This is a genomic window from Acetobacter sp. P5B1, from assembly GCF_018811985.1.
Classification (GTDB): Bacteria; Pseudomonadota; Alphaproteobacteria; order Acetobacterales; family Acetobacteraceae; genus Acetobacter; species Acetobacter cerevisiae.
In genome coordinates, this window is sequence record NZ_JACRVS010000005.1 from 126,222 (window position 1) to 146,992 (window position 20,771).

A 20,771-nucleotide genomic window follows, 5' to 3' on the forward strand; every position below is an offset into this window, starting at 1 on the left:
TTTCTTACCAAACACAAGACCCTGCCGGTGCGAGACCGGCAGAGCTGTCCCTTATTAGCGGGACATCATGTGCAGGGCGGTGTTGTTCATGATGAACATGGTGCCGATGAGCAGAATCACGACGAAACCAACAGTGAAGAAGAAACACATGTTGTTCCAACGCTGTTCAGACCCACTGCCCATGTGCAGGAAGTAGTGCAGGTGCACGAGCACCTGAATGAAGGCGAGAACCGCAAGACCCGTCAGCGTACCTGAAGGAGACAGGCTGTGGCTCATAACGAGACCAAAGGACGCTGCCGTCAGGATAACCGCAAGAACGAACCCGATAATGTATGAGGATACACTACCGTGGCTTTCACCCGAAGGGGATGTGTGAAGATCGCTCATCAGATCATGCTCGCCAGATAGACATAGGTGAAGACGCAGATCCAGACGATATCCAGGAAGTGCCAGAACAGGCTCAGGCAGGTGAGCTTATTCATCATACGTTCCGGGATCTCAGTCGTGCCCATCAGCTGAACGATGAGGGTCACGAGCCAGATCAGACCACACGTTACGTGCAGACCATGCGTGGACACCAGTGTGAAGAAGGAAGACAGGAACGCGCTGCGGTCCGGCCCATTACCTTCATGGATCATGTGTGCAAATTCATTCAGTTCCAGGCCAACAAAGCCCAGACCCAGAAGGAACGTTACACCCAGCCACATGATGACTTTGTTGACCTCATTCTTATGGGCGGCAATCATGCCGAACCCATAAGTGATGGAAGAGATCAGCAGCAGGGCTGTTTCCTGCGCCAGTCCGCTATACTCGAACAGGTCACGGCCGCTCGGGCCGCCGTTAACCTGGTTATGCAGGACTGCAAACACGGCAAAAAGTGAGCCGAAGATAATGCAGTCGGTCATCAGATAGACCCAGAACCCGAACACCACCGGGGACTCGTGATGGTGTTCGTCGTGGCCTGCGGTCTGAACAGTTGTGTCGTGCGCCATTACTCAGCTGCCTGTGCCATGAGTTTACGGGAATGCTCGTTCTCGATCCGGGCAACTTCTTCAGCAGGGATGTAGTAATCGATATCCTTGTTGGCGCTACGGGCAATAACCGTCCCGATCACACCGATCAGGCCGATGGCTGCCAGCCACCAGATATACCATACTGCAGCAAAGCCGAATACGAGGCTGAACACACCGATAAGGAACCCGGCAGCCGTGTTTTTCGGCATGTGGATCGGAGCATACGGCCCACCAGCACAACGCGTATCAATGCCGTTTTCCTTATCGTGCATGAACGCATCGAGTTCATGAACGTGCGGGACAATAGCAAAGTTGTACGGCGGCGGCGGAGAAGACGTGGACCATTCCAGAGCGCGACCATTCCACGGATCACCCGTGACATCACGGTTAGCGGGCAGGTTGCGGTCACGAATTGTCACGTAAAGCTGGGTCAGCTGACACACGATCCCGAACAGGATCAGCACAGCACCGACTTCAGCAATCAGCAGCCAGATGTGCCATTCCGGATTGTCGTAGTGGTTCATACGACGGGTCATGCCGTCGAAGCCCAGCACATACAGCGGAACGAACGCAAAGTAGAAGCCAACGAACCAGAACCAGAAAGCACGGATGCCCCAGGTTTCGTTCATCTTGAAGCCCATGACCTTCGGGAACCAGAAGTTCATGCCACAGATGTAACCGAAATACACACCACCGATAATCACGTTATGGAAGTGAGCAATCAGGAACAGGGAGTTATGCAGAACGAAGTCAGCACCCGGAATTGCCATCATCACACCGGTCATACCACCGATGGTGAAGGTCACCATGAAGCCCACGGCCCAGTACATGCAAGCATGGAACTGAACGCGACCCTTATACATGGTGAACATCCAGTTAAAGAGTTTCACACCAGTCGGGATCGAGATGATCATGGTTGCAATGCCGAAGAAGGCATTCACATCCGGACCAGCACCCATCGTGAAGAAGTGGTGAACCCACACGATGAAGGACAGAACCATGATGGAGCAGGTTGCGTAAACCATGGTGCCGTAGCCGAACAGCGGCTTGCCGGAGAAAGCAGGAACAACTTCAGAGAACACGCCAAAGGCGGGAATAACAAGAATGTAAACTTCAGGATGACCCCAGGACCAGATCAGGCTGAGATACAGCATCTGGTTACCGCCACCATCATTGGTGAAGAAGTGCATACCGAAGTAACGGTCCAGACCCAGCAGTGCGACAGCAACGGTCAGCACGGGGAAGGAGACCATGATCAGGATAGAGGAGCAGAAAGCCGTCCAGGTGAAGACAGGCATCTTCATCCAGGTCATGCCCGGAGCGCGCATCTTCACGATCGTCACGAAGAAGTTCACGCCGGTCAGCAGGGTGCCGACACCGGAGAGCTGAATGGCCCAGATATAGTAATCCACACCAACGCCAGGGCTGAACTGAGACTCAGACAGCGGAGGATAAGCCAGCCAGCCACACTGTGAGAATTCACCGATGAACAGGGAGACGTTCACCAGGATGAATGCAATGGCGGTCATCCAGAAGCTGAGGTTGTTCAGGAACGGGAAGGCAACGTCGCGGGCGCCGATCTGAAGCGGCACAACGAAGTTGAACAGCCCGGTCATGAAAGCCATGGCCAGGAAGAAGATCATGATCGTTCCGTGAGCGGAGAAGATCTGATCGTAGTGATGCGGCGGCAGATAACCGGGGTTGCCAGCATAGGCCATGGCCAGCTGGGTACGCATCATGATGGCGTCCGCAAAACCGCGGAACAGAGCAACCAGCGCCAGCACGATGTACATGACAGCCAGACGCTTATGGTCAACGGAAGTCAGCCACTCTTTCCAGAGGTAGCCCCACTTGCCGTAATAGGTAATCAGCCCCAGAACCGCGAGACCGATAATGGCAACGCCCAAGAACGTGCCTACCAGGATCGGCACATCCAGCGGGATGGCCGAGAACGATAGTCTCCCTAGCATAGATCCTATTCCTTCATATTCATGTCGGACATCGCGGACTGCACCTGAATCATCTTGCCAGTGCTTTTGTCCATGACCATGCCGTTGTTGTATTTGGCAACGATCGTGTTGAACATTCCGGGTTCAACATGCGCGAAATATTCGACAGGATTGGCTTCGCTCGGCGCAGCCAGCTTCGGATAGGTCTGACCATCCAGCTGCTCGGAGGAAGACTTTACTTTATCAACCCATGCATTGAATTCATCACCACTGACAGCCAGCGTGCGGAATTTCATGTCAGAAAAGCCACGGCCGCTGTAGTTGGCGGATTCACCCAGATAATCACCCGGCTCGTTAGCCATAAGGTGAAGCTGAGTCTGCATACCGGCCATTGCGTAAATCATGGAACCAAGACGCGGGATGAAGAAAGAGTTCATCACGGAATCAGAGGTGATTACGAAATCGACGGGGGTGTTAACCGGAATAGCCAGCTGGTTGACGGTCGCAATACCCTGTTCCGGGTAGATAAACAGCCATTTCCAGTCCAGAGCCACAACTTCAACATGAAGCGGCTTGGTGGTTGCTTCGGCTTCCAGCGGTTTGTACGGGTCAAGAGAATGACACGTCTGGTAGGTGATCACCGCAAGAAAGAGAATGATCAGGGAGGGCACGCCCCAGATGATCAGCTCGATCTTGTTAGAATGAGACCACTTAGGAAGATATTCTGCACTGGTGTTCGACTGGCGATAATGCCAGGCGAAATACACGGACAGAATGATGGTCGGAATGACCACAATCAGCATTGCGATTGTAGAGGTGGCGATCAGTGATTTCACCCCATCGCCAACCGGGCCTTTCGGATCCAAGACATCCATCTCACACCCGGCAAGCAGCAACGCTGACGATAGGCCGCCCAATCGCGCCATTCTCGCCAGTAACTTGTTTTTCATCGCACGCCTCTTGGTTCTGACATCTACTTAGCCTCACAAAGACTCTTCGCTCCTGCTGCCATAGAAGCCCGACAACAGCAAGAAACCGCGCTCCGGCTTCCCTTGGGTGCCAAAATGCCGGCAACCCTGCACAGACTGGCCATCTCCTCCGGAAAAGAGATGAAAAAGCCTGAGCCGGAACGACAGTTCAACAGGCTCCTCGGGCAGCGAAAACGCCTTGCGCCCTACTTTATTCCTAAAGCGCAGATTCTCAATGTCCGAAAAGTTCCATCAGCCTTTCGTCACAGTCGATCTATTCCCTAAAGAACATTTCGTTCCTGTGTTATTTCGCCGAATTTCGAGGGTGACAAGACTTCACTATTTGTTACGAAATATTACATACTAAAAATGTCCTGATTTTTTTTCTGTTCTAAATCAGTGTGTTATAGCACTTCACCTCAAATCACAGATATGTGAGCCACTTCCTCATGCTCAACATAAGTCTTATTTTGAACGCATTCTGAATGGGCAGATGCCCTTTCCTTCACTGCATAGCTGGCCACACAAAAAAGCCCGACCTCTGCAGGCCGGGCTTTCCAGATTTATTCAGACTCCTCGAATTAAGGAGTCTGGACCTCTTATTTCCAACCTTAGTCGTTGGAGTTCCGCACGCCCATGAACTGGAGCAGGAACTGGAAGAGGTTGATGAAATTCAGATACAGGCTCAGCGCATCATAGACGCTGCGTTTGGCCGCTTCATCCGGACCTTCATACGCCGCATATTGCGGATAGGTGACGCGGATACGCTGGGCGTCAAACGCACTGAACGCCGTGAAGATGAACACCCCGATAATGCTGTAGACAAAATACACTGCCGAGCTTTTCAGGAAGATATTCACCAGACCGGCAATCACCAGTCCGAACAGCCCCATCATCAGGAAGGAGCTGAACTTCAGCAGGTTAGCCTTGGTCGTGTAGCCCCACAGAGACGTTGCCGCGAAGGTGCAGGCCGTTACCAGAAAGACGCGCACAACGGAGACACCGGTATAGACCAGAAAAATGCTGGCCATGCTGGCGCCCATGGTCGCACAGAAAGCCCAGAAAAGACCCTGCGCGCCCTGTCGGGACAGGCGGTTAACCCCAAAGGACATCACCAGCACAAAGCCGAGCGGCGCGATCATCGCCAGATCACCCAGCAGCGTGGGGCGCAGGGCCAGACCGCCAGCCATTGGGGTCAGATGGAAAAACAGGTTCCGCAAGCCGGTAAAGGCCACGGCGTAGGCCACGATGCCTGTCAGCAGCAGGCCTGAGGCCATCCAGTTATAAACGCGCAGCATGTAGGCGCGCAGACCTGCATCCAATGCGCCGGCCTGGGCATTTAAGCCCGCAGCTGCTGTGGGTGAACGGTAGTCGTGACTGAACGACATCTTTTCCTCTCCTTGTCCGGACAAGCCGGCGTTGCTTTATACTTGTGGCTGCCCTGCCCCTGCGTCAAGGGTTAGCAACCCCTTTCATGACCAGCCTGAGAGATGATGAAGGTCTGACGATGTACCTTATAATTGGCGCGACACTCCCTGCGGAACTCCGAACAACCCTGCTTGGGCTTCAGGCTCATTTTCCAGACAAGAACTGGGTGCCGGAGTCTTTTCTCTTTTTGCCGTTCTGCGCGTTGGGAAACATTACCGATCCCACACTTCTGGAAGAAATTGATCACGCTCTGCGGAACATTTGCCCGCGTACGCCGCTTTCCTTCACGACAGATGGATTTGAACTTTCCCTGCGCAAGGACCGAATCTCACTCGGAATAAAAGTACAGCCCTCACAGCTTGATCACCTTTCCGTGAAAATCCGTTCGGCCATGCAACGGGCGGGGGTGCAAAACCCCAAACTTTATACCCCCCTGACCATTCCTCTGGCCGCTGTTACGGACGTCCCTTCACTCAACGTCAGTCAGTGGATTCAGATGCATCATCCACAGACATTTTCTGAACACACCATTTCCGAAATTACCCTTTTCAGCTCTTGGAAAAACGAGGAAACGCCCCTCATTATTCCGGAAGAGGAATATCATTTTAGCGGGATTATTTAAGTCCCCCCATCACGTGTTATAACATAAACTATTACAGTTCGTGATCACCCAGCTACAAGACGGGGCGGTGCCTCTACGCTGCTGTAACGGCTAGATAATCTCCAGGAACATGGAGGCAGCTATTCATCTGGCGTGATTGACAGAAACTGGGCCTCTTGGCTGATTGTGAGAAACCGGCCTGCCGGCTTTTTTTCTTCTTTCCTCACCTTAATATCAGTCGAGGACGCTAACGCATGACCCGCCCCGCCTCCGCCAAGAGACGTTCGCTGCTAGGAATTCTCGCGGCTGGAACGATCTGCGCCGCATCACTGCCGTATGCGGCAGTGCCTGCCTACGCTGACGCCCAAAGCAACACAGGGGAAGCGATTATCCATGCGGATGATCACCCTGAAAACTGGCTCTCTTATGGCCGGACCTACACGGAACAGCGCTTCAGCCCGCTGGAGGACATCAACCGGTCCAACGTTGGCAATCTGAAGCTGGCCTGGTTCTACGACCTGGACACAAACCGCGGGCAGGAAGGCACGCCCCTGGTTGTGGACGGCGTGATGTATGCCACCACCAACTGGTCCAAAATGAAGGCGCTCGACGCCGCAACCGGCAAGCTGCTGTGGGCCTATGACCCGCGCACGCCGGGCAACATTGCGGACAAGGGCTGCTGTGACACGGTCAACCGTGGTGCGGCATACTGGAACGGCAAAGTCTACTTTGGCACGTTTGATGGCCGCCTGATCGCACTGGATGCCAAAACCGGCAAGCTGGTGTGGAGCGTGAACACCATCCCCAAAGATGCCTCTCTGGGCCAGCAGCGTTCCTATACGGTTGACGGCGCTGTGCGTGTTGCAAAAGGTCGCGTTCTGATCGGCAACGGCGGGTCCGAATTTGGTGCCCGTGGTTTTGTGACCGCCTACGATGCCGAAACCGGCAAGATGGACTGGCGCTTCTATACGGTTCCTAACAACAAGAACCAGCCTGACCACGCTGCATCAGATTCCGCGCTGATGAACAAAGCCTACAAGACCTGGAGCCCCACGGGGGCCTGGACGCGTCAGGGCGGCGGCGGCACGGTCTGGGACTCCATTGTCTATGACCCGGAAGCCGATCTGGTTTATCTGGCCGTTGGTAACGGCTCCCCCTGGAACTACAAATATCGTTCTGACGGGATTGGCGATAACCTGTTCCTGGGCAGCATTGTTGCCGTTAAGCCTGAAACCGGCGAATACGTCTGGCATTTCCAGGAAACGCCGATGGACCAGTGGGATTACACCTCGGTCCAGCAGATCATGACGCTTGATCTGCCGATCAATGGTGAAAAACGCCACGTGATCGTGCATGCGCCGAAAAACGGCTTCTTCTACATTCTGGACGCCAAAACGGGTGAATTCCTGTCCGGCAACAACTATGTGTACCAGAACTGGGCCCAGGGTCTGGACCCCAAGACGGGTCGTCCGATCTATAACCCGGATGCGCTCTATACCCTGAACGGCAAGGAATGGTATGGCATTCCGGGCGATCTGGGCGGGCATAACTTTGCTGCCATGGCCTACAGCCCCAAAACGGGTCTGGTCTACATCCCGGCGCAGCAGGTTCCGTTCCTGTATAAAAACCAGGTTGGTGGCTTCAAGCCGCACCCGGACTCCTGGAACCTCGGTCTGGACATGACCAAAGCTGGTCTGCCCGATACCCCCGAAGCCCGCACGGCGTTCATGAAAGATCTGAAGGGCTGGATTGTGGCCTGGGATCCGAAGAAGCAGCAGGCTGCCTGGGTTGTTGACCACAAAGGCCCCTGGAATGGCGGTCTGCTGGCAACTGGCGGTGATCTTCTGTTCCAGGGTCTGGCTAACGGCGAATTCCACGCCTACGACGCCACGAACGGTGCAGATCTGTTCCACTTTGATGCACAGAGCGGCATTATTGCTCCGCCGATTACCTATAAGGCAAAAGGCAAGCAGTACGTGGCTGTGGAAGTGGGCTGGGGCGGGATCTATCCGTTCTTCCTGGGTGGTCTGGCCCGTACGTCCGGCTGGACAGTCAACCACTCCCGCGTTGTGGCCTTCTCTCTGGATGGCAATGCTGTTCTGCCGCCGCAGAACGACAAGGGCTTCCTGCCCGTCAAGCCGCCGGCACAGTATGACACCAAGGTGACGGATAACGGCTACTTCCAGTTCCAGACCTATTGCGCCGCCTGCCATGGCGATAACGGGGAAGGTGCTGGCGTTCTGCCTGATCTGCGCTGGTCCGGCTCAATCCGCCATCAGGATGCGTTCTACAACGTTGTCGGTCGCGGTGCTCTGACTGCCTACGGCATGGATCGTTTTGATACGAGCATGAAGCCTGATGAGATTGAGGCCATTCGCCAGTTCCTCATCAAGCGCGCGAACGAAACGTATCAGCGTGAAGTGGATGCTCGCAAGAATGACAAGGGCATTCCTGAAAACGCGACCCTCGGCATCACGCCGTAATGGTCCGGCAGAGTCATGACGTCATTCGGCACACAAGCGATACAGTGGTAAAAACGATGATCAAAGGACTAAAAGCCGCTCTTGGAGCGGTCACTGTCGGGCTTCTGGCAGGAACTTCTCTGGCCCATGCCCAGAGCACTGATGATGAACTGGTAAAAAAAGGTGAGTATGTCGCCCGTCTGGGTGACTGCGTGGCCTGTCATACAGCGCTGCATGGCCAGAAATACGCGGGTGGTCTGTCTATTCAGACCCCCATTGGCACCATCTATTCCACGAACATCACGCCGGACCCGACCCACGGGATTGGCACCTACACGTTCAAGGAATTTGACGAAGCCGTTCGCCACGGCGTCCGCAAGGATGGCAGCACGCTTTACCCCGCCATGCCTTATCCGTCCTTTGCACGGATGACGCAGGACGACATGAAGGCGCTGTATGCGTACTTCATGCATGGTGTGAAGCCGGTTGCCGACGCCAACAAACCGGCTGGCATCTCCTGGCCGATGTCCATGCGCTGGCCGCTGTCCATCTGGCGTTCCGTGTTTGCTCCGGCACCCAAGGACTTCACGCCGGCTCCGGGCACGGATGCTGACATTGCCCGCGGTGAATACCTCGTCACGGGTCCGGGCCATTGCGGTGCCTGTCATACGCCGCGCGGCTTTGGCATGCAGGAAAAAGCTCTGGATGCCTCCGGCGGTGCTGACTTCCTGGCCGGTGGCGCTCCGATTGATAACTGGATTGCCCCCAGCCTGCGGAACGACCCGGTTATGGGTGTTGGTCGCTGGTCTGAAGAAGACCTCTACCAGTTCCTGAAATCTGGCCGTACCGACCATTCCGCAGTGTTTGGTGGCATGGCAGACGTGGTGGGCTGGAGCACCCAGTACTTCACGGATTCTGACCTGCACGCCATGGCGAAATACCTGAAGGCCCTGCCCCCGGTTCCGCCGGCACGGGGTGACTACAAGTATGACCCGTCCACGGCACAGGCTCTGGACTCCAACAACACGTCCGGCACCCCCGGCGCCAGCGTGTATGTTGACCAGTGCGCCATCTGTCACCGTAATGACGGTGGTGGTGTAGCCCGTATGTTCCCGCCGCTGGCTGGCAACCCGGTTGTGGTGTCTGAAAACCCGACATCTGTCGCCCACATCATTGTGGACGGTGCGGTTCTGCCGCCGACCAACTGGGCTCCGTCCGCTGTGGCCATGCCGGGTTACAAGAGCGTTCTGTCTGACCAGCAGATGGCTGATGTCGTGAACTTCATCCGCACGGCATGGGGCAACAAAGCTCCTGCTAACGTGACAGCCTCTGATATCCAGAAGCTGCGTGTTGATCATGCACCGATCTCCTCCGCTTCCTGGGGCTTTGGTGGGAGCGACACGGCGACGTGGGGTGTCTTCCATCCGCAGCCTTACGGCGCTGGCTGGACGTTCTCTCCGCAGACCCACACGGGTGAAGACGCAGCACAGTAAGCCGCCTCTTCTCTCACTCTGCCCCTTAACCGGGGCAGATCTGAAAACACCGCGCTGGTCCTGCCAGCGCGGTGTTTTTTTATGCGCATTACGTGAGGGAAGGACCGCGTATTGTGGAACGGGACACCCCACCACATATCCTTGGCATGGCCTCTCTCTTTTCCAAACATACTCCCGGCTTTCCCGCAGACAGCACCGCTGCGGAACAGGATGAAGCTCTCGCCAGTTTTCTGAAAGAACTACAGGGGTGTCAGGCCTGCGCGCACAAGCTGCCGCTCGGGCCGCGCCCGGTTGTGCGCCTCTCGCCCCGCGCCCGGATTCTGATTGCCGGACAGGCGCCCGGAACACGTGTGCATAACACCGGCATCCCGTTTAATGATGCATCTGGCGAGCGCCTGCGCTCCTGGCTGGATATGAGCCCGGATGTTTTTTACGACACAGAACAGGTCGCCATTGTGCCAATGGCCCTGTGTTATCCCGGGGTTTTACCAAAAGGGGGCGACCGGCCACCGCCGCCAGAATGCACGTCCCTGTGGCGGGAGCGCATCCTGTCCTTCCTGCCCAACCTGCGGCTAACGCTGCTTGTGGGATCATACGCGCAGAATTATGCTTTGGGAAAAGGGAAGGTTTTTGAACGGGTTTTGGATTTCCGTTCTTATCTCCCCGGCAATTTCCCACTGCCGCACCCCTCATGGCGAACAGGGGCGTGGGAGCGGAAAACGCCGGAATTCCAGAACGTGGTCATCCCGGCTCTGCGGGACGCCGTCAGACACGCTCTGGAAGACTGAGTTTGAAAAGCGCCTTTTACAGAACCAGAATCAGGCGAATATCATTCACATTAGTTAGCGTTGGGCCGGTCATCACAAGGTCATCCAGCTCTTTAAAGTAGCTGTAGCTATCATGCCGTTTCAGAAAACCTTCGGCACTTAAACCCAGCGTAGCACCGCGGGAGAGGGTGTGCGGGCCGATCAAAGCACCAGCCGCATCTTCCGTCCCATCAATCCCGTCACTATCCCCGGCCATACCCCAGATCCCCGCTTCACCGGCGAGACTTTGCGCACAGGCCAGCAGAAATTCCGTATTACGGCCCCCTTTGCCCGGTTTTTCACCCGGCCTGATGGTCACAGTCGTTTCGCCGCCACTCAGCAGCACAGCAGGGGCAGCCACAGGATGGCCGTGCTGTTTGACAGACCGGGCCATGCCAGCAAACAGAACCCCGGCAGAACAGCTTTCCCCTTCCAGCGCGTCCCCCAGAATAATGGGGGTTACACCTGCCCGGCGCGCCACATCGGCTGCGGCTTCCAGCGCGAAGAACGGCGTTGCGATCAGTGTCAGGCTATTGCCCTCCGCCACGGGCGGACACGTGTGCTTTGCTGCACTGGCTTCCCGTTCCAGCAAGGCCTGTGCTGCCGGGGGTAACGTCAGATCATATTTCTGGATAATACGCAGCACATCCTGCGCCGTGGTCTTATCCTGCAGTGTGGGGCCGCTGGCAATGACAGCTGGATCATCACCCGGAACATCGCTGATCACCAAAGAGACAACCCGTGCCGGATAAGCCGCCTGTGCCAGCCGCCCACCCTTGATGGCGGACAAATGGCGGCGGACGGTGTTCATCTCTGTAATGGTCGCGCCGGAATGCAGGAGCTGGCGGGCAATCTGCTTTTTCTCATCCAGCGTAATGCCCTCAGCGGGAAGCGCCAGAAGAGCCGAACCACCACCGGAGATCAGGGCAATCACCAGATCATCCGCCTGAAGCCCCTTCACCGTTTTCAGAATCTCCCGGGCCGCCTGCTCACTCCGTTCATCCGGGACCGGGTGTGAGGCTTCCAGCACACGGATGGACTGGGTCGCCATGGCATGCCCGTCCCGCGTGACGACCACGCCTTCCAGCGGGACATCCGGCCATGCGGCTTCCAGCGCCGCCGCCATGGAAGCGGCTGCTTTGCCAGCCCCCACCACAATACACCGCCCTTTGGGTTTTTCCGGCAGGAACCGCGCCAGCACATGGAACGGGCTGGCGCTCGCCACGGCGGCATCAAACATCTCGCGCAGAAAAACCCGTACCCGGGTTTCCGACCACTCTTCCGCCGGGGTGGGCGACGCTGTGCTGAAAGACTCTGACATAAAGGCTGCCTCTTATTTTTCGTGCATCATCCCATGAGGTTCCGGAGGTGAACTCAAGGGATCAGACTCACATTTTACCGACTAACGCGTGACCTGCCCCAAGGGTTACAAAAAACACCGGGACGTGAGGATGTTGACGTTCAAAGGGTCTTTTCAAAATCCAGACCAAAATCGAGCGCTTTGACGGAATGCGTCAGCCAGCCGACGGACAGCAGATCCACCCCCGTCCCGGCAATGGCCGCAGCCGTCAGCGGCGTAATGCCACCGGAGGCCTCGGTCAGCAGGCGGCCTTTAATCATCTCAACACAGGTGCGCAGCATGGGCACCGGCATGTTGTCCAGCAGCACGGCGTCCACCGGCTCCCCCGCCAGCACGTCCTGCAACTGCTCGGGTGTGTCGACCTCAACTTCAATTTTCACCATATGGCCCGCTGCCTTGCGCGCCCGCGCCACGGCTTCCTGCACACTGCCCACCAGCGCAATATGGTTGTCCTTGATCAAAATGGCGTCATCCAGCCCCATCCGATGGCTGATCCCCCCACCGGCCCGCACAGCATATTTCTGCACCGCCCGCAGACCGGGCAAAGTTTTGCGCGTGCAGCACAGGCACGCCTTTGTGCCTGCCATGCTGGCCACAATCTGCGCCGTGGCGGTTGCAATGCCGCTGAGGTGGGAGAGGAAATTCAGCCCCACCCGCTCGCCTGTCAGAATGGAACGTGCAGAGCCTTCCACCACGGCCACCACATCACCGGGTTCCAGAGGCGCGCCCTCCATTTTCAGACGCTCGAACAGCAGAGAGGGGTCCATCAGATGAAAGGACAATCTCGCCAGATCCAGCCCAGCCAGCACGCCTTTTTCCCGGCACCGCAGGGTCACCCGGACGCGCTCTGTCCCTTTTAGAACGGCGCTGGTCGTCAGATCCCCTCCGCGGCCGAGATCTTCCAGCAGTCCGGCCCGCACCAGCGGTTCGAGCATGATATCAGGCAGGGCAGGCAGCATGGAGCGTCTCGTTCTCTTCTTCAAAAATCGTAAGTGGAAAAGACCTTAAACCGCCAGCATCCGCTCAATGGACAGACGGGCGCGGTCTGCCACGCTGGCATCGACCGTCACTTCTACTTCCATCTGTTCCAGCGATTTGCGGATGGCGGAGAGTGTGATGTGCTTCATATGCGGGCACAAATTACACGGGCGGACAAACTCTACCTCGGGATGTTCCACGGCCAGATTGTCGCTCATGGAACATTCCGTCACCAGCAGCACACGTCCGGCTTTTCCAGACGCCACAAACTCTGACATCCCGGCAGTTGAGCCGGAAAAATCGGCTTCCGCCACAACCTCCGGCGGGCATTCCGGATGCGCCAGCACAACAAGGCCGGGCCATGCGGCGCGCCACTGGCGGATTTCTTCCGGCGTGAAACGCTCATGCACCTCACAATGGCCTTTCCATGTGATGATTTTCACCCCGGTTTCCTTCGCCACATTCTGCGCCAGAAACTCATCGGGGATCATGATCACTTCATCCACGCCCAGACTTTCAATGACCTGGCGGGCGTTGCCGGAGGTGCAGCAGATATCGCTTTCTGCCTTCACATCGGCTGAGGTGTTCACATACGTCACCACCGGCACGCCGGGGTAACGGGCGCGCATCAGCCGGACATCGGCTGCGGTGATGGAATCCGCCAGTGAGCATCCGGCTTCCACAGACGGCAGAAGCACCGTTTTAGACGGGTTCAGCAGCTTGGCGGTCTCAGCCATGAAGGCCACCCCCGCCATAACAATCACGTCGGCTTCCACCTCCTGCGCCTTACGCGCCAGAGCAAGGGAATCCCCCGTGACGTCCGCCACACAATGGAAGATCTCCGGCGTCTGATAGTTATGCGCCAGGATGACGGCGTTACGCTTTTCCTTAAGGGCCAAAATAGCGGCAATATCTTCAGAAAAAGCGGGCCACTCCATGGCCGGAATAACATGGCTTACCCGTGGGTACAGGCTGTCTGCCTGCTCTTGCCAGAATGACGTCTGAAGGGAGGCGGTCATTTTGCTGTATCCGTCTGAACAAAAAGGGGCCGGGGCATCGCCTTTTCCATGCCTGCTGGCACAGGAAGAGTCAAAACACAGTCAGGAAAACGCCTTGTCCAGATACGGGGAGGACGCATCAAAGAAATCCTGGTTCTGCTCCAGTTCCGTTTCAATCACCCTCAGGCTGGCAAGGGCGCGCAGCATTTCCAGCCGCACGGACAGGTTTGTTTCCACCTGCTCCCGCTGCACCAGATACTGCACTGCCAGATGCGTGGCCCGCGCCGTGCGTCCATATTGCCCACCATACCGGCCTGTAAACCGCTGCATCCGGTTCATCATGGCCTGCGTGGCCCGTTGTGCGCCGGGTGGCAGCACACCCTGCGCCAGAATGGCCCGTAACCGCAGCACATTCAGCCCGATGGTCATGCCGGACAGCACGCCGCTCAGATAGCGATTGAGCACAAAAGATTTTTTATCCGGCGTCATGGTGGACAGGCGCACAAAGCCATCCACGCTGCGCCCCACCACTTCGGACGGCAGTTCCGGCACCCGCTGGCTGGCCAGCCGCCGCAAGCCGCGCAGAATGTTCAGCCGCATGTCCCACCGCAGACCATCGGGGTCAAACGGCAGGAAAACCCGATACATCCACATGGCAAACACCATGGCCAGCAAGAGCGGCAGCGCCGTGTTGAAATACATGACCTCATCCATCCGGCCCTGATTCAGCGGCCCGACCAGAATGGGCAGGAACAGGTTATAGGCCACCGCCGCCAGAACCAGCGGCACATAGGCAAAAGCCAGTCCCCCCAGCAGCATGGGGATGGAAAGGCACATGGCCAGCATTTCATACGTGGTGGGCTGAGCCATTACCCACAAATCCAGCAGGCCGCACATGCCGATGACGCAGATAGTCCCGTGCAGGAAGGCTTTGGTCGCCAGAGCCGGCTGTTCCAGCGTGGAGAACAGGGCGCAGACAATGGAGACAAACATCATGAAGGTCAGACCATCCGGCCAGGCCGTGGCAACCCAGATCAGCCCGGAACAGAAGATGGTCACCGAGGCCCGCAGACTGTTGGTAAACGCCATCCGCCAGTCCCGGTAAGACCGCATGGCGTAGCGGAAGTGGTCATGCGGCTGCGGGTTGCGGCTCATGTCGAACTGCTCAAGCGCCAGCCGCAGTTCGTCCATCATTTCTCCCAGCTTGTGCAAAAGCTGGCCCTGACGGGAGACAACGCGCTCCTCATCCCGATCAACCGGCGTATGAGTCGCCGCGACCATTTCCTCATCCAGACAGGCGGCTGCAAGCTGGCGGCAGGTGGCACATAATTCATCCAGCTCCCGCAGGACGGGCGCGACGGGCTGATCCTGATCCACACGGCCCGGCAGCGTTTGCAAAAAGTGGCTCACTTCCGCAGCTGTCTGCTGATAATGGGTGCCCTCGCTGTCTGGCACCTGCAACAAGGCCGCCAGATCCAGCCCGCGCGACATCAGGACCGTCATGGCGGCAAGGGCTGCGCGGGCGTGGTCGCCTTCATGCTTGTGTTTGCCCATCTCAATTTCGGCAAACTCAACCTGATCACTCAGCGTCAGAATGGTGGAGAACACCTCAGGCGAGGTGGACACTGAGCGCCGGTCGCCTTGCAGCAGGCGGCCGAGTGTGCGCGTCACGCCGCCCAGCGCCTGCACAAAATTGCTGGCCAGCCGGTTTCTCGCACGGTTTTCCAGCCGGTATTGAAACAGGGAAGAAATGGTGGTTTCCACCACAATGCCCAGCGTGATGTAGGTGGCGCGGGCCATGGCGATTTCAAAAATATGGTCCGGTGCCAGCACCCCATCCAGCGCGATAATGGCGTAGGTAAAGCCGGACGCCCGCATGCCATGAATACGGTAGTTGGTCATAGCCGCCGGGCCGGGCAGAAGCGTTCCGATAAAACAGAACGCCCCGATCCCTCCGGCCAGACAGAACAGATACAGCAGCGGTGCCTGTGGCATGCAGGCCACCAGCACAATGGCGCAGATGGTACCTACCACCATACCAAACATATGCCACCGCGCCTTGGCGATGGATTTGCCGCGCGTGCCCTGCGCCACCATCCAGACCGTCAGCGCGGCCCATTGCGGGCTGCCAAGCTCCCACCAGAGGGCGATACCCAGTGCGATCAGAGCGGAAATGGTGGTCCGCAGCGCGTAGCCGAAGGACAGGAGATCCGGCGCATACAGCCAGCGAAAGTGGTCCAGTTTACGCGGCGGGCCACCCCCCAGCAGGGTCTGGCGCGCAATTTGCGCAAACGCCTGCCAGAGCTGGCCTATAGAAAGTGCGGCACTCCTCATGCAGCACTCAGCCAATCGTATTTTACGGAAATACCTGCCATGCAGCCTTCATAGCTTAGGGCAGAGTAAAAACGTATTCACACCTTACTATGCCCGCTATGCCTGACAGGCAGGCGTCACAGGCAAAGCAGGGCGGACCGTGTTTTATTCGTCGTAAGACAGCAGGGTTTTAACTGGCGCATCTACTTTTGCGCGGCCGCCAAGGCCGGTCAGTTCCACCAGCACAGAGGCCCCAACCACATTAGCGCCAGCCTTTTGCAGCAGCGTGACAGACGCGGAGAGCGTGCCGCCGGTTGCCAGCAGATCATCCATCACCACAACGCGCTGGCCGGGTTTGATGGCGTCGGCCTGAATCTGCAGCGTGTCACTGCCATATTCCAGATCATACGTATGGGAGATGGTGGCACCCGGCAGCTTGCCTGGTTTACGCAGCATCAGCATGCCACAGCCAAGGCGGTCCGCCAGCGGAGCAGCTGTCAGAAACCCGCGGGATTCCACAGCGGCCAGCATATCCGGCTCCCACGGTGCAATCTGGCGTGCCAGACGGCCCATGGTGATCTGCCAGGCATCCGGCTCACGCATCAGCGTGGAAATATCGTAAAACAGGATACCCGGTTTCGGAAAATCCGGAATGTTCCGAATATAACGCTTCAGGTCGATATCCTCGTGCTGCGTCATGGCCCGTGGTGTCCTTTCCGATGGTTTTGCGGCACACGCTCTAGCCCGCCCCTCCCCCTTCCGCAAGAGAGAAGGATGGGAGTCAGGCCCCCGCCCGTGCGGTCAGAGCCGCTGTAACCGCCTGCATCAGGCCATCTCTCCGGAAAGGCTTAGGCAGCAGCCGCGCTCCCTTCAGCGCGCCGGGTGGCGGGGGGCTGTCCGGCGTGAGTTCACCCGACATATAGACCACAGCCAGACCAGCATCCCGCCCCGCCAGCACGCGGGAAAGCGTCACGCCATCCAGCGGGCCGGGGAGCTGAATATCCGTCACCAGCAGATCGATCCGCCCCTTGGCCGCAGCCGCCACGTCAAACGCCTGCTCGCCGTCCCCGGCTTCCAGCACCCGGTGCCCGGCCATGCTGAGAATGGTGACGACAATATCCCGAATGGCCGCATCATCTTCCACCACCAGAACCTGCATCTGTCGCTCCTGCACCGGTGCCGCCGGTGCGCATTTGGGCAGCACAACCTCCTTCACATCCGTAACGGCGCGAGGAAGCCACAGGGAGACCTCCGTGCCGCAGGATGCACCCGTCGCTACCACCACGCGCCCGCGTGCCTGCTGGGAAAACGCCAGAACCATGGCCATCCCCAGCCCTGTGCCGGCGCCTTCACTCTTGGTGGTGAAGAAGGGTTCAAACAGATGCGCCAGAACCTCCTTCGTCATGCCGCTGCCGCTATCAATCACGTCCAGCCGCACCCAGTCCCCTGCGGTCAGAGGGGTTGGGTCTGAGACAACGCGCATTGTGCGGCCTTCCTCCACCGGAAGGCTCATCAGGTCGGCATTGACGGGGAAGGTGACATTCCGCGCGACTATGCGCAGACGGCCGCCTGTCGGCATGGCGTCCCGCGCATTAATGGCCAGATTCAGCACAGCACTTTCAAGCTGCGCCGGGTCAGCCCGCACGGACCATACGCCCGAAACATCCCCACATTCCACGACAATACGGGAGCCGATAATCCGCCCCAGCAACCCGCTCAAAAAAGAGAACAGATCGGCCAGGGATAAAGAATCCGGCGTCGTACTCTGCCGCCGCATGAAGGAGAGCAACTGGCCCGTCAGCGCCTCGGACCGCCGCCCGGCATGCGTGGCGGCGGAAAGATATTCCTGCCGCTGCTCCACATGGTCCGGCTGGTCATGATCCGCAGCCAGTTCCAGATTGCCCAGAATCACGGTGAGCAGATTTTTAAAGTCATGCGCAATGCCCGCGGTCAGCTGGCCAAGAGCGCGGAGTTTCTGGGCTTCACCCAGAGCGCGCTCACTGCGCAGGCGGAGGGTGATATCGGCTGCCGTCAGCACAAAGCCCCGGCGTTCCGCTGCCCCATCCGGCGCGAAGAACAGGGTACGGCACAGTTCCAGATCCGCACCATTAATCCCGTTACATTCCACCATGACTGGCGGCGCAGATTCACCGCGCAACAGACTGGCTTCAATATGCTCGAACGGCTCTAGAAGAGGTACGCCCCCCACCACAAGAACCGCGCTAAGTTCCTCATAAGAGAGGCCGAGTTTCAGAAAATCCTTTTCCAGCCCAAGCACAGTGCGCAGCTGCTCGTTCCAGTGCCACAGACGGCCATCCGCGCCAAACACCGCAACGCCCAGACTCAGGCTGTCCAGCGTGGCGCGCAGACGCAATGCCAGATCACGCGAGGATGCTTCCGCCCGCGCTGCGGCAAGAGAAGACCGGTCCAGAACCCAGCCAGCGGAAATCAGACTGAGCACACCAGTCAGAATACCAAGAAGCCCCAGACGCCGCTGCCAGCTGGTATTGCGCAGCATGTTGGCCACGCGGTCTGCCTGATCCAGCGTGCTGACGCGGCTGAGAACGGAAAGGTTATCATCAAGAGTGGCCAGAACCTGTTCGCCACCCTCCGGCATCGCCCCGCCGGTTGTCTTCCAGCCGGCAACCTGCGTCAGACCATTATCGACCGCACTCAGAGGTTCTGATCGCTCACTGCCTTGCCGCTTCTGAATGGCCTTGAACGCCGTAAAATCCTGTCGGGCTGCGCCAAGCTGGGCAATGGCGCGCTCATAACAGGTCTCATCCCGCTCCTGCCCCTTGGCCAGCCAGGCATAATGGCAGATCCGGGCCTCGCTGGTCGCATGGTGCAGGTTGCGCAGGTAACTGCCAGCAGCGGTGCTCCGGCGATCCAGATCGCCATGGCGGGCCATTTCGTTACCCAGCTCAATGCCCATAGTCCCGAACGTGACAATAAGCAGACCGGCACCAATCAGTGCCAGAATATGGGCCCGTCTTGCGGGATGCCGTGCCATGCCGTCCTAGCTCCGTTTCACGTTGCCTGCGGCGTCAGGGCACAGCGCCCGTGTTTGCCTCAGTCGCTCTGGTGGCCAGTGGTGCTGCTCAAACCTCCGGGCCGGAGTGCACACATGGCCAGCATCATTAATGTACCAAAAAACATACAGCCCGCCATAGGCAGAGCCGACGTTGTGGGGAACATCCCCAGCACAGCCCCGGCCAGCGCGCCCAGCACATACTGCATGGTGCCCGCCAGCGCAGCCGCCGCCCCTGCCAGACTGGGGTGGTCCGCCAGTGCGCCCATCATGCCATTAGGGAAAATAAAGCCCGTCGGCGCGAGGGTGAGCACCATTGTGGCAATAAGGAACCACACTTCGTAATGTTTGCGCCATTCCGCACTTGCATACCAATCCCCCCACAGACTGACAGCCACCACCAGCGCGCCGCCCAGCACAGCCACCAGCACCGCCATAACCAGCAATCTGGCCGAGTCGATCCGCCCGACCAGCACCCCGTTCAGCTGGGATGCGCCGATCATGAAGACGGAAAAAATGCCAAACAGCATGGAGAAGCGGAACGGCGTGAACCCAAAAATCTTGATGAAGACAAAGGATGCCGCCGTCAGATAGCTGAACTGCATGAAGGTGGAAAAACCGGTGATCAGCGCATGGGAGCTGAATGACCGGTCCCGCAGCAGAGTGAGATAACGGGTGACCAGCGTCATGGGGGACAGGGAAACACGCCTCTGGTACGGCAGCGTTTCCGGTAACACCCACACTACCAGCAGCACACACAGTAGCCCATACACCGCAGACGCCCAGAAAATGATGCGCCATGAGGTGACAGCCACAACCATACCGCCCAGCATGGGAGCCAGAATGGGCACAACGCCCATCACCATCACCAGCTGAGACAACATTTTAGCCCCGGCATTCCGGTCCGGCACAATATCGCGCACGCAGGCCGTGGGGATAACCAGACTGGCCGACGCGCCAATGGACGCCACAAACCGGGCAATGGAAAAGGTGATGATGTCCGGCGCAAAAGCGCAGACCGCAGACGCCAGACCATAAATCAGATTGCCCGCCAGCATCGGCCAGCGCCGCCCGTAGCGATCCGCCAGCGGCCCCATGGTAATCTGCCCGATGGCCAGCCCGACAAACCAGATAGACAGCGTCATCTGCACATTGCCCGCCGTGGTGTGCAGAGACTGCTCCATGGCGGGAAACGCTGGCAGATAGATATCCGTGGAAATGGGGCCAACGGCAGTCAGAAACCCCAGCAGGAGGGGGAGCCAGCCCGGCACCCCGTTCGGGAAAATGGCAGAAACAGGCTCTCGTGAGACGGTGGCAGATGCCATCGTGGCGCTCCGGAAAGAAAAAGAGGGGCAAAAAAGAACTGAACAG

General features: G+C 58.0%; 16 protein-coding genes. 4 read left to right on the forward strand and 12 right to left on the reverse strand.

Annotation, left to right across the window (positions count from 1 at the left end; translation table 11 throughout):
• Positions 1-54: 54 nt before the first annotated feature.
• The 5 genes from cyoD to KP703_RS05035 all read right to left on the reverse strand — a co-directional run bounded on the left by cyoD (position 55) and on the right by KP703_RS05035 (position 5,318).
• Positions 55-387 carry a cytochrome o ubiquinol oxidase subunit IV gene (gene cyoD, locus KP703_RS05015; protein ID WP_062250477.1) on the reverse strand — a complete coding sequence of 111 codons (333 nt, stop codon included), beginning with the start codon at positions 385-387 and terminating at the stop codon, positions 55-57.
• On the reverse strand, positions 387-992 hold the full coding sequence (cyoC, locus tag KP703_RS05020) for a cytochrome o ubiquinol oxidase subunit III (RefSeq protein ID WP_043549225.1): 606 nt from the start codon (positions 990-992) through the stop codon (positions 387-389). Before cyoC ends, cyoD begins: the two co-directional genes overlap by 1 nt.
• Positions 992-2,983, reverse strand: a complete 1,992-nt coding sequence (cyoB, locus tag KP703_RS05025) for a cytochrome o ubiquinol oxidase subunit I (RefSeq protein ID WP_062141628.1) — start codon at positions 2,981-2,983, stop codon at positions 992-994. The genes cyoC and cyoB overlap by 1 nt, the downstream gene beginning before the upstream one ends.
• A gap of 5 nt (positions 2,984-2,988) precedes the next feature.
• Positions 2,989-3,912, reverse strand: a complete 924-nt coding sequence (cyoA, locus tag KP703_RS05030) for a ubiquinol oxidase subunit II (RefSeq protein WP_043549228.1) — start codon at positions 3,910-3,912, stop codon at positions 2,989-2,991.
• A gap of 629 nt (positions 3,913-4,541) precedes the next feature.
• Complete coding sequence (locus KP703_RS05035) at positions 4,542-5,318, reverse strand: Bax inhibitor-1/YccA family protein (RefSeq protein WP_062141629.1); 777 nt, start codon at positions 5,316-5,318, stop codon at positions 4,542-4,544.
• A gap of 86 nt (positions 5,319-5,404) precedes the next feature.
• On the opposite strand from KP703_RS05035, the gene KP703_RS05040 reads away from it, so the two are divergent.
• From KP703_RS05040 to KP703_RS05055, 4 genes are all read left to right on the forward strand, one after another.
• Positions 5,405-5,980, forward strand: coding sequence for a 2'-5' RNA ligase family protein (locus KP703_RS05040; protein ID WP_215753996.1), 576 nt, complete (start codon positions 5,405-5,407; stop codon positions 5,978-5,980).
• Positions 5,981-6,213: 233 nt separating this feature from the next.
• Positions 6,214-8,442: a PQQ-dependent dehydrogenase, methanol/ethanol family gene (locus KP703_RS05045; RefSeq protein WP_062141631.1), complete on the forward strand. Its 2,229-nt coding sequence runs from the start codon at positions 6,214-6,216 to the stop codon at positions 8,440-8,442.
• Positions 8,443-8,498: 56 nt separating this feature from the next.
• Positions 8,499-9,914 (forward strand): cytochrome c, encoded by a 1,416-nt coding sequence (locus KP703_RS05050; protein ID WP_062141657.1) that lies wholly within the window; start codon positions 8,499-8,501, stop codon positions 9,912-9,914.
• Positions 9,915-10,027: 113 nt separating this feature from the next.
• Complete coding sequence (locus tag KP703_RS05055; protein WP_373687438.1) at positions 10,028-10,702, forward strand: uracil-DNA glycosylase family protein; 675 nt, start codon at positions 10,028-10,030, stop codon at positions 10,700-10,702.
• A gap of 16 nt (positions 10,703-10,718) precedes the next feature.
• Here the strand turns inward: KP703_RS05055 and KP703_RS05060 are convergent, their stop codons facing one another.
• The 7 genes from KP703_RS05060 to KP703_RS05090 form a co-directional block, all read right to left on the reverse strand.
• On the reverse strand, positions 10,719-11,960 hold the full coding sequence (locus KP703_RS05060) for a glycerate kinase (RefSeq protein WP_252353856.1): 1,242 nt from the start codon (positions 11,958-11,960) through the stop codon (positions 10,719-10,721).
• A 221-nt stretch (positions 11,961-12,181) separates the two neighbouring features.
• Entirely contained in the window at positions 12,182-13,039 is an 858-nt protein-coding gene (gene nadC, locus KP703_RS05065; protein WP_215753998.1) for a carboxylating nicotinate-nucleotide diphosphorylase, read from the reverse strand.
• Positions 13,040-13,084: 45 nt separating this feature from the next.
• On the reverse strand, positions 13,085-14,077 hold the full coding sequence (gene nadA / locus KP703_RS05070) for a quinolinate synthase NadA (protein ID WP_215753999.1): 993 nt from the start codon (positions 14,075-14,077) through the stop codon (positions 13,085-13,087).
• An 81-nt stretch (positions 14,078-14,158) separates the two neighbouring features.
• The gene (locus KP703_RS05075) at positions 14,159-16,390 is read right to left on the reverse strand and encodes an FUSC family protein (protein WP_062250466.1); all 2,232 of its coding nucleotides are present in this window, start codon (positions 16,388-16,390) and stop codon (positions 14,159-14,161) included.
• Positions 16,391-16,534: 144 nt separating this feature from the next.
• The gene (locus tag KP703_RS05080) at positions 16,535-17,068 is read right to left on the reverse strand and encodes an adenine phosphoribosyltransferase (RefSeq protein ID WP_062141636.1); all 534 of its coding nucleotides are present in this window, start codon (positions 17,066-17,068) and stop codon (positions 16,535-16,537) included.
• An 82-nt stretch (positions 17,069-17,150) separates the two neighbouring features.
• Positions 17,151-19,382 carry an ATP-binding protein gene (locus KP703_RS05085; protein WP_215754000.1) on the reverse strand — a complete coding sequence of 744 codons (2,232 nt, stop codon included), beginning with the start codon at positions 19,380-19,382 and terminating at the stop codon, positions 17,151-17,153.
• Between the two features lie 59 nt (positions 19,383-19,441).
• A complete protein-coding gene (locus KP703_RS05090; protein ID WP_215754001.1) occupies positions 19,442-20,725 on the reverse strand; it encodes a multidrug effflux MFS transporter in 1,284 nt (427 codons plus the stop codon).
• Positions 20,726-20,771: the final 46 nt, after the last annotated feature.

Bases quoted from the DNA above. Each gene is read 5' to 3' on its own strand.
- KP703_RS05050 (WP_062141657.1), top strand. From the start codon at position 8,499: ATGATCAAAGGACTAAAAGCCGCTCTTGGAGCGGTCACTGTCGGGCTT.
- cyoA (WP_043549228.1), bottom strand. From the start codon at position 3,912: ATGAAAAACAAGTTACTGGCGAGAATGGCGCGATTGGGCGGCCTATCG.
- KP703_RS05035 (WP_062141629.1), bottom strand. From the start codon at position 5,318: ATGTCGTTCAGTCACGACTACCGTTCACCCACAGCAGCTGCGGGCTTA.
- KP703_RS05085 (WP_215754000.1), bottom strand. From the start codon at position 19,382: ATGGCACGGCATCCCGCAAGACGGGCCCATATTCTGGCACTGATTGGT.
- KP703_RS05040 (WP_215753996.1), top strand. From the start codon at position 5,405: ATGACCAGCCTGAGAGATGATGAAGGTCTGACGATGTACCTTATAATT.
- KP703_RS05075 (WP_062250466.1), bottom strand. From the start codon at position 16,390: ATGAGGAGTGCCGCACTTTCTATAGGCCAGCTCTGGCAGGCGTTTGCG.
- cyoC (WP_043549225.1), bottom strand. From the start codon at position 992: ATGGCGCACGACACAACTGTTCAGACCGCAGGCCACGACGAACACCAT.
- KP703_RS05060 (WP_252353856.1), bottom strand. From the start codon at position 11,960: ATGTTTGATGCCGCCGTGGCGAGCGCCAGCCCGTTCCATGTGCTGGCG.
- nadA (WP_215753999.1), bottom strand. From the start codon at position 14,077: ATGACCGCCTCCCTTCAGACGTCATTCTGGCAAGAGCAGGCAGACAGC.
- KP703_RS05045 (WP_062141631.1), top strand. From the start codon at position 6,214: ATGACCCGCCCCGCCTCCGCCAAGAGACGTTCGCTGCTAGGAATTCTC.
- nadC (WP_215753998.1), bottom strand. From the start codon at position 13,039: ATGCTGCCTGCCCTGCCTGATATCATGCTCGAACCGCTGGTGCGGGCC.
- KP703_RS05080 (WP_062141636.1), bottom strand. From the start codon at position 17,068: ATGACGCAGCACGAGGATATCGACCTGAAGCGTTATATTCGGAACATT.
- KP703_RS05090 (WP_215754001.1), bottom strand. From the start codon at position 20,725: ATGGCATCTGCCACCGTCTCACGAGAGCCTGTTTCTGCCATTTTCCCG.
- cyoD (WP_062250477.1), bottom strand. From the start codon at position 387: ATGAGCGATCTTCACACATCCCCTTCGGGTGAAAGCCACGGTAGTGTA.
- cyoB (WP_062141628.1), bottom strand. From the start codon at position 2,983: ATGCTAGGGAGACTATCGTTCTCGGCCATCCCGCTGGATGTGCCGATC.